Raw genomic sequence first — 8,450 nt, 5'->3', positions numbered from 1 at the left:
GTGGAGCGGTAGTTCAGTTGGTTAGAATACCTGCCTGTCACGCAGGGGGTCGCGGGTTCGAGTCCCGTCCGTTCCGCCACTTATTAAGAGCCCTGAGCTAACGCTCAGGGCTTTTTTCTTGTCTGCTGTTCCATTATTGCTTATTTCGCAAAAATCCTCTGCGTTCTACGATCTTTTTCCGCATAAAAACAACCGCGATAATCCCTCCTCAGTTAACGACACAACAATTAATGAGGAACTCAATGACAATCCCTGCATTTGGTTTAGGTACTTTTCGCTTGAAAAACGATGTTGTTATCGCATCGGTCAAAACAGCGCTGGAACTGGGCTATCGTGCAATTGATACCGCACAAATCTATGATAATGAAGCGGCTGTTGGTCAGGCGATTGCCGAAAGTGGCATCCCGCGTGGCGAGCTGTACATCACCACCAAGATTTGGACTGAAAATCTCAGCAAAGAGAAGCTGATCCTGAGTCTGAAAGAAAGTCTGGAAAAACTGCGCACTGATTATGTGGATCTGGCATTGATCCACTGGCCGTCACCAAACGATGCGGTATCTGTCGAAGAGTTCATGCAGGCGCTGCTGGAAGCAAAAGAGCAGGGACTGACGCGCGAAATCGGTATTTCTAACTTTACTATCCCGTTGATGGAAAAAGCCATTGCCGCTGTCGGCGCAGAAAACATTGCGACTAACCAGATTGAACTGTCTCCGTATCTGCAAAACCGCAAGGTCGTGGATTGGGCAAAACAGCATGGAATTCACATCACCTCTTACATGACGTTGGCTTATGGTAAGGCACTGAAAGATGAAGTGATTGCCCGTATTGCCGCTAAGCACAATGCGACTTCGGCGCAGGTGATCCTTGCATGGGCAATGGGAGAAGGCTACTCCGTAATTCCTTCTTCCACTAAACGTGAAAACCTGGCAAGCAACCTGCTGGCGCTCGATCTGCATCTGGATGCCGAAGATAAAAAGGCGATTGCCGCACTGGACTGCAACGATCGCCTTGTCAGCCCGGAAGGTCTGGCGCCAGAGTGGGACTGATCGGCTAACACTCTCTCTGTATCCTTAACCCTCTTTTACAGCTCCTTCGGGGGCTGTTTTTACATGATCGCTGAGAAAATCGATAAATGCCCGAATGCGGGTACTGACCGCACGATCGCTGTAATAAACGGCACTGAAAGGCATCTCTACCGGTAGGCGCTTATCGGCCATCAGCTCCACAAGCTCTCCCCGCGCGATTTCTTTATCAATCATATAGTCAGACAGGCAGGCGATCCCGTTACCACTCAGACAAAGCTGCTTGAGCGTCTCACCGCTATTTGACGACAGACCGCTGCTGATTTCATGGAGTTGCCCGTCGCTGCATGCTACAGGCCATGTATTGAGCGAAGCCGGTTCAGTGAATCCGAGACATAGATGCTGTTTTAACTCTTCAATGGTTTCGGGTTTGCCAAAGCGGGCAATATAATCCGGCGACGCGATAATCTTTCGATAACTGGTAAAGAGCGGGCGGGCGCGCAGGCTTGAATCGGTCAGCGTCCCGGCACGTATGGCGACATCGACCTTTCGTTCAATCAGATTGATGAATGTTTCTGAGGAAACCAGTGATAGCGTCATTTCTGGATAACGCTCGCGAAAAGGCTTAACCAGCGGCATCAGAAAGTGCAGTATCACCGGCGTGGCGGCGTCAATACGCAACAGGCCGCGTGGAGTACTTCGCGTTTCCATCACCTCCGTTTCAGCGGCGGCCATGTCTTGTAGTATTGACTGCACGCGACGAAAATAACGTTCGCCTTCTTCCGTCAGACTCAACTGGCGTGTTGTGCGATTAAGCAGACTCACGCCCAGTTTCATTTCCAGCTTTTTGACTGCCCGGCTGACCGCAGAATTCGCCTGTCCAAGTTGCTCCGCAGCGCGGCTAAAGCTACCGCTTTCGACTACGGCAACAAATATCACGAGTTCTTCTGATGTAGCTTTCATTTTTGCACCTGAAGCAAAATTACATTGATATTTTGGCTATTTTTTCATTAAAACACCCTGGGCTGTTGGTTTCAATCTGCGCGTGAGGTGTGGTGGCCGGAGAGCCTGTTCTGACGGCGTTAACCTGTGATCGATTGGATAGGCCAGTTCGCGTTGTTCCTGGTTAAATTTACGGAGGTAAGCGCTTGCTTACAAAACAATATGTAACTGCTCGTTGAAAGTGTGAGCTAAAATCCCTATAACAGAATAACCAGTCCGTGCCCGGGCTGGTTGACGTTACAGAGGTTTTAAAGTCAAACGTGCGAAAAAATACTTATGCCATGCGCTATATTGCCGGACAACCCGCCGAGCGGATTTTACCGCCTGGGTCGTTTGCGAGTATTGGCCAGGCATTACCCGCCGGAGTGCCGTTAAGCAGTGAAGACCGCATTCGGATTCTGGTGTGGAATATCTTTAAACAGCAGCGGGCCGAATGGTTATCGGTGCTGAAAAACTTTGGCAAAGATGCGCACCTGGTTTTATTACAGGAAGCGCAAACCACGCCCGAACTGGTGCAGTTTGCGACCGCTAACTATCTTGCCGCCGATCAGGTTCCCGCTTTTGTGTTACCTCAGCATCCTTCGGGTGTTATGACGCTTTCTGCTGCTCATCCCGTCTACTGTTGCCCGCTGCGCGAACGTGAGCCCATCTTACGTCTGGCGAAGTCAGCGCTGGTGACCGTTTATCCTTTGCCTGATACGCGATTATTGATGGTGGTAAACATTCACGCCGTTAACTTCAGTCTTGGGGTGGATGTGTATAGTAAGCAGTTACTTCCTATTGGCGATCAAATTGCGCATCACAGCGGCCCGGTGATTATGGCTGGTGATTTCAATGCCTGGAGCCGACCACGAATGAATGCGCTGTATCGCTTTGCGCGCGAGATGTCCCTGCGCCAGGTACGTTTTACTGACGATCAGCGCCGACGGGCGTTTGGCCGTCCTCTTGATTTTGTGTTTTATCGAGGTTTGAACGTTAGCGAGGCTTCCGTACTGGTCACGCGCGCGTCCGATCATAACCCGCTACTCGTTGAATTCAGTCCCGGCAAACCTGAACAATAAGGTGTGTCAGGTCTGCCGTGGGGCAGGCCTGAAGTGGTGCTGCCCTTTATTTTGCAAACAACCAAAGGACAACACGATGACAACACACTCCCACCATGACAACGTCGAAAAGCAGTTTGGCTCTCAGGCAAATGCCTATTTAACCAGCACCGTTCATGCTTCTGGTCGTGACTTACAGCGACTGGCGGAACGGCTGTCCTCTTTTCCGCATGCCAGCGTACTGGATATGGGATGTGGCGCCGGGCACGCCAGTTTTATTGCTGCGCAGAACGTAAAGCAGGTGGTGGCTTACGATTTGTCTTCGCAGATGCTTGAGGTCGTCGTACAGGCGGCGAAAGAGAAAGGTTTAGAAAATATCGCGACCCGACAGGGGTATGCTGAAAATCTGCCGTTTGAGGATCACGCCTTTGATGTTGTGATTAGCCGCTATTCTGCACATCACTGGCATGATGTTGGGCTGGCACTGCGTGAAGTCAACCGGGTTCTGAAAGCGGGTGGCGTGTTGATTATGATGGATGTGATGTCGCCTGGGCATCCGGTGCGCGATATCTGGTTACAGACTGTAGAAGCGTTACGCGACACTTCTCATGTACGTAACTACTCCAGCGGTGAGTGGTTGTCTCTGGTGAATGATGCGAATCTGATTGTCGATACGTTGTTAACGGACCGCTTACCACTGGAGTTCAGTTCATGGGTAGCGAGAATGCGTACGCCTGCGGCGCTGGTTGAGGCTATTCGTTTGTATCAGAAGAGCGCATCCGCGGAGGTAAAAGCGTATTTCGCTTTGCAGGAGGACGGTTCGTTTACCAGCGATACGATTATGGTTGAGGCGCATAAAGCGGCATAAATAAAAAAGGCACTGGGGGGAAACCAGTGCCTTTTCTGAGTCATGCTATCAGGAGTCAGGTGTGCTGCTGTTCTTCACAAACAACGTTAGCTGATCGCCTGGTTGCAGATTTGCTGTATCGCTGTTCCAGCGCATCACATCTTTGATGTTCACCCCGTGACGTTTGGCGATACTCGAAAGCGAATCACCTTTCCGCACACGATAGGTAATGCTATCGCTGTTGTTGGCCAGACGCTGTGCGCTACTGCCTGCGCCAATCGTCAGACTTTGGCCCACTTTCAGGTTAGATCCGCGCAGACTATTCCACTGCTGCAAATCTTTCGTGCTCACGCCAAGGCGTGCCGCGATGCCGGAAAGCGTATCGCCAGAGCGAACTTTATAGCTACGGCTGTTCAGCGGCGTATTGTCTGCGACCAGCGTAGACTGTACGGCAGCAATTTCGCCTGAAGCCAGAGACTCACGCAGTTGTTCTGCATGCTTCTTTGGCACCATCACGTACTGTGGGCCGCTAACGCCTAGCGTAGAGCCTTTCACGCCAGCATTAAACGCCTTCAGCTTGGTGACGGACATGCCCGCCATATCTGCAACCTGCGCCATCTCAACCGGGCTGCTCAAACGAACACGCGCCAGCGCACGGCTTTCGTCTGTGGTTGGCAGACGCACGCCATAGCGTTTGCTGTTTTTGAGAATATCGCTCAATGCCAGCATTTTTGGCACGTACAGCTTCGTTTCCTGAGGTAACGAAAGCGACCAGAAGTCGGTGGCTTTGCCACGCGCCTTATTCGCTTTGATTGCCTTCATCACGCGACCTTCGCCGCTATTATAAGCTGCAACGGTCAACAGCCAGTCGCCATCAAACATCTTATTCAGACGCTGCATCATGTCTAACGCGGCCGTTGTGGAAGCCACAACGTCACGACGCGCATCATAATTGCGGGTCTGTTTCAAACCATAATTGCGCCCTGTGCTCGGAATGATCTGCCAGATGCCTGCGGCATTGGCGCCAGACGTTGCGTGTGGGTCAAAAGCGCTCTCCACTATGGGTAGTAGTACCAGTTCCATCGGCATGTTACGTTTCTTAACCTGCCCGGCTATCCAGTACATATACGGCTCTGCCCGTAAAGTTACATCGTGGAGATAGCTCTTATTGCGTAAATACTTCTGTTTCTGTTCGCGTATCCGGTTGTTCTCCGGAATTCCCATCTTTAGCTCGTCGCCAATGAAAGCCCACAAGTCTTGATCCGGCGCGAGAGACGTCCCATCGTCCATCCATCGTGCCTGACTCGTAAACTTTCCTGCTTCCCCTTGACCAGCTGCAGAAAGGCTCTGTGCGTGCTGTTGGACGTTGCCAGTGTTCTGAGACGACTGGCACCCCACAAGCAGGACAGAGGCGAGTAATATCGCTTTTGCCTTCATGTGTGTGTCAATAGTTGCTTAAAAGACGACCGATCATAACGGCGAAGTTCGCCAATGACAAGTAGGAATTGTCAGAAGCTGTCTTTCTTTGACCTTAACCAGGCAAAACGCTCTTCAGGTTGTTGCAACTTTGTTTCTTTGTTTATTTCATTAATTAAATCAGGATCTTCCGTTCTCAAAAAAATATTATTTTTCCGCTCATTTTTCAGAATTACGGGGAGTGTAATTTGGTTTTTTGCGCGTAACTCATTAACTTTACGATAATATTCATTTATGAACGAATCGTGCGGTAGGATGCTCAATGCAAACTTCATGTTTGCTAAAGTATACTCATGTGCGCAACAAATCAGTGTATCGTCAGGAAGGGCGCTGATTTTTTTAAGTGATTGATACATCTGTGAGGCTGTACCTTCAAACAGGCGTCCACAGCCTCCAGAGAAAAGGGTGTCGCCGCAGAAAAGGTAAGGATGGCTAAAGTAACAGATATGTCCTAAAGTGTGACCCGGTGTGGCAAATATACTAAATTCATGCCCTAAAACGAGGGCGCTATCGCCATCTTTGACTACGCGCGTGGTTCCCTTATCTTGTGTTTCTGCCGGTCCGTAAACCACTACGTGCGGAAAATGTTGAAGAAGTTCTTTCACGCCGCCAACATGGTCGTGGTGATGGTGAGTGAGGAAAATCGCTTCCGGCTGCCAGTTCTTCTCTTTGATGGCATTTAGCACGGGAGCCGCTTCGCCAGGATCAACGATCAGACAACGTCCTTCATTATTACTCAGAACCCAGATGTAATTGTCCTGAAATGCGGGAATACTGTTAAGATTCATAAATTACCTCTTAGTGCGTAGCGGAAGGTTGTGATGAAACCGGCAAGGATCCCTCAAACAGTCATAGCTCCCCATCGCTGGGGCGATTTGCCCTGGGGTGAATACTATCGTGAGGCGCTGGAGCATCAGCTTAACCCGTGGTTCGCCAAAATGTATGGTTTTCATTTGCTTAAAATTGGTAATTTAAGCGCAGAAATCAACTCTGAAGCGTGCGCCGTTTCTCATCAAGTCAATATTTCCCTGCAAGGCGCGCCCGTCCAGGTTCAGGCCGATCCCTTACATCTTCCCTTTGCCGATAAGTCTGTTGATGTTTGTCTGTTGGCGCATACGCTACCGTGGTGCGTCGACCCACATCGGTTACTGCGTGAAGCCGATCGGGTGTTAATTGATGATGGCTGGCTGGTTTTGAGTGGTTTTAACCCGATTAGCCTGATGGGCCTGCGTAAGCTGGTGCCCGTCTTGCGTAAATCTTCACCTTATAACAGCCGGATGTTTACGCTGATGCGCCAACTGGACTGGCTCTCGTTATTGAATTTTGAAGTGCTGCACTACAGCCGTTTTCATGTTTTACCCTGGTCAAAGCAAGGGGGAAAGCTGCTGAGCACGCATATTCCGGCGTTGGGCTGCCTGCAACTGATTGTGGCGCGTAAGCGAACCATCCCGCTTACGCTTAACCCGATGAAACAAAATAAAAGCAAAGCGCGGATTCGCCAGGCCGTGGGCGCGACCCGGCAATACCGTAAGCCAGACGTTTAAGCCTCTGCCTGATAGCCAACGTCTTCCTGCGTAGGATTCATCGCTGCCGCACGCGCCAGCTCATCGCAACGTTCGTTTTCAGGATGGCCGGCATGGCCTTTTACCCATTCCCATTTGATTTGATGTTGGCCCAGCGCGGCATCAAGGCGCTTCCAGAGATCGACATTCTTTACCGGCTTTTTCTCTGCTGTTTTCCAGCCGCGCTTTTTCCAGTTGTGGATCCATTGCGTAATTCCCTGACGGACATACTGGCTGTCCGTGCTTAATGTGACTTCACAATGTTCTTTTAACGCTTCCAGCGCGACGATGGCCGCCATAAGCTCCATGCGATTGTTAGTTGTGAGGCTATATCCTTCACTAAAGGTTTTTTCATGGCCGCGATAGCGTAAAATAGCGCCATAACCACCTGGACCTGGATTTCCCAGGCAAGAGCCATCGGTGAAAATTTCTACCTGTTTAAGCATCTCTGGTAGACTTCCTGTAATTGAAATCGATCGTAAAACGACAAGTCTGACATAAATGACCGCTATGAGCACTGCAATTACACGACAGATCGTCCTCGATACCGAAACCACCGGTATGAACCAGATCGGCGCCCACTACGAAGGCCATAAGATCATTGAGATCGGTGCGGTCGAGGTCGTGAACCGCCGCCTTACCGGCAATAACTTCCACGTCTATCTAAAACCGGACCGACTGGTGGACCCGGATGCGTTCGGCGTACACGGTATTGCGGATGAATTTCTGCTCGATAAACCCGTTTTTGCCGATGTGGTTGACGACTTCCTGGAGTATATCCGTGGCGCGGAACTGGTGATCCATAACGCATCGTTTGATATCGGCTTTATGGATTATGAGTTCGCCAAGCTCAGTCGTGGTATTCCGAAAACAAGCGAGTTCTGCAAAATCACCGATAGCCTGGCGCTGGCGAGGAGGATGTTCCCCGGCAAGCGTAACAGCCTTGATGCGCTTTGTTCACGCTATGAGATAGATAACAGCAAACGTACGCTGCACGGCGCATTGCTCGATGCCCAGATTCTGGCCGATGTCTATCTGGCGATGACCGGCGGGCAAACGTCGATGGCCTTCTCAATGGAAGGGGAAACGCAGCAACAGCAGGGTGAAGCGACAATCCAGCGTATTGTCCGCCAGGCCAGCAAGTTACGCGTTGTTTTAGCGACTGATGAAGAGCTGATGGCGCATGAGTCGCGTCTCGACCTGGTGCAGAAGAAAGGCGGAAGTTGCCTCTGGCGGGCGTAATTCGGGGTTTTACGACGTAAAAATAGCCGTCCGGGTGATTTTTACAGCAAACGATTCAAAACGTGAGAAAAACCGTTGACGAGGTGCGAGGCAATCCGTAATATGCGCTTCGTTCCCAAGAGGAACACAACGCGGAGCGGTAGTTCAGTTGGTTAGAATACCTGCCTGTCACGCAGGGGGTCGCGGGTTCGAGTCCCGTCCGTTCCGCCACTATTCAGAAAGCCTGAATCAGAAATGATTCAGGCTTTCGTCGTTTTTA

The 8,450-nt window shown here is 50.7% G+C and carries 9 protein-coding genes and 2 tRNA genes; 7 read left to right on the top strand and 4 right to left on the bottom strand.

What is annotated here, in order from left to right; all coding sequences use genetic code 11:
* Window positions 1-2 precede the first annotated feature (2 nt).
* Window positions 3-79, top strand: a tRNA-Asp gene (locus tag OGX93_RS08430).
* A gap of 163 nt (window positions 80-242) precedes the next feature.
* Window positions 243-1,046: a 2,5-didehydrogluconate reductase DkgB gene (gene dkgB, locus OGX93_RS08425; RefSeq protein ID WP_071260102.1), complete on the top strand. Its 804-nt coding sequence runs from the start codon at window positions 243-245 to the stop codon at window positions 1,044-1,046.
* Window positions 1,047-1,070: 24 nt separating this feature from the next.
* Here the strand turns inward: dkgB and yafC are convergent, their stop codons facing one another.
* Window positions 1,071-1,985: a DNA-binding transcriptional regulator YafC gene (gene yafC, locus OGX93_RS08420; protein WP_012133790.1), complete on the bottom strand. Its 915-nt coding sequence runs from the start codon at window positions 1,983-1,985 to the stop codon at window positions 1,071-1,073.
* Window positions 1,986-2,284: 299 nt separating this feature from the next.
* Here yafC and OGX93_RS08415 point away from each other — a divergent pair, with 299 nt between their 5' ends.
* Window positions 2,285-3,085 (top strand): endonuclease/exonuclease/phosphatase family protein, encoded by an 801-nt coding sequence (locus OGX93_RS08415; protein WP_024130650.1) that lies wholly within the window; start codon window positions 2,285-2,287, stop codon window positions 3,083-3,085.
* Between the two features lie 76 nt (window positions 3,086-3,161).
* Complete coding sequence (locus OGX93_RS08410) at window positions 3,162-3,932, top strand: class I SAM-dependent methyltransferase (protein WP_071260099.1); 771 nt, start codon at window positions 3,162-3,164, stop codon at window positions 3,930-3,932.
* A 48-nt stretch (window positions 3,933-3,980) separates the two neighbouring features.
* Here the strand turns inward: OGX93_RS08410 and mltD are convergent, their stop codons facing one another.
* Both mltD and gloB read right to left on the bottom strand, forming a co-directional pair.
* Window positions 3,981-5,348, bottom strand: coding sequence for a murein transglycosylase D (gene mltD / locus OGX93_RS08405; protein WP_047458772.1), 1,368 nt, complete (start codon window positions 5,346-5,348; stop codon window positions 3,981-3,983).
* A 71-nt stretch (window positions 5,349-5,419) separates the two neighbouring features.
* Complete coding sequence (gene gloB / locus OGX93_RS08400; RefSeq protein ID WP_012133786.1) at window positions 5,420-6,175, bottom strand: hydroxyacylglutathione hydrolase; 756 nt, start codon at window positions 6,173-6,175, stop codon at window positions 5,420-5,422.
* A gap of 33 nt (window positions 6,176-6,208) precedes the next feature.
* Between gloB and OGX93_RS08395 the strand changes: the two genes are divergently transcribed.
* Window positions 6,209-6,931 carry a class I SAM-dependent methyltransferase gene (locus OGX93_RS08395; protein ID WP_200053467.1) on the top strand — a complete coding sequence of 241 codons (723 nt, stop codon included), beginning with the start codon at window positions 6,209-6,211 and terminating at the stop codon, window positions 6,929-6,931.
* On the opposite strand, the gene rnhA is transcribed toward OGX93_RS08395, so the two are convergent.
* Window positions 6,928-7,395 (bottom strand): ribonuclease HI, encoded by a 468-nt coding sequence (gene rnhA, locus OGX93_RS08390; RefSeq protein WP_012133784.1) that lies wholly within the window; start codon window positions 7,393-7,395, stop codon window positions 6,928-6,930. The two genes, OGX93_RS08395 and rnhA, sit on opposite strands and share 4 nt — an antisense overlap.
* A 64-nt stretch (window positions 7,396-7,459) precedes the next feature.
* Between rnhA and dnaQ the strand changes: the two genes are divergently transcribed.
* Window positions 7,460-8,191 (top strand): DNA polymerase III subunit epsilon, encoded by a 732-nt coding sequence (gene dnaQ, locus OGX93_RS08385; protein ID WP_286449344.1) that lies wholly within the window; start codon window positions 7,460-7,462, stop codon window positions 8,189-8,191.
* Window positions 8,192-8,324: 133 nt separating this feature from the next.
* Window positions 8,325-8,401: transfer RNA gene (locus tag OGX93_RS08380), tRNA-Asp, on the top strand.
* The last annotated feature ends 49 nt before the right edge of the window (window positions 8,402-8,450 follow it).

This window comes from Citrobacter sp. CK195, from assembly GCF_030333365.1.
In the GTDB taxonomy this organism is placed as follows: domain Bacteria; phylum Pseudomonadota; class Gammaproteobacteria; order Enterobacterales; family Enterobacteriaceae; genus Citrobacter_B; species Citrobacter_B koseri.
This window is presented reverse-complemented; position numbering and strand designations above follow the sequence as displayed.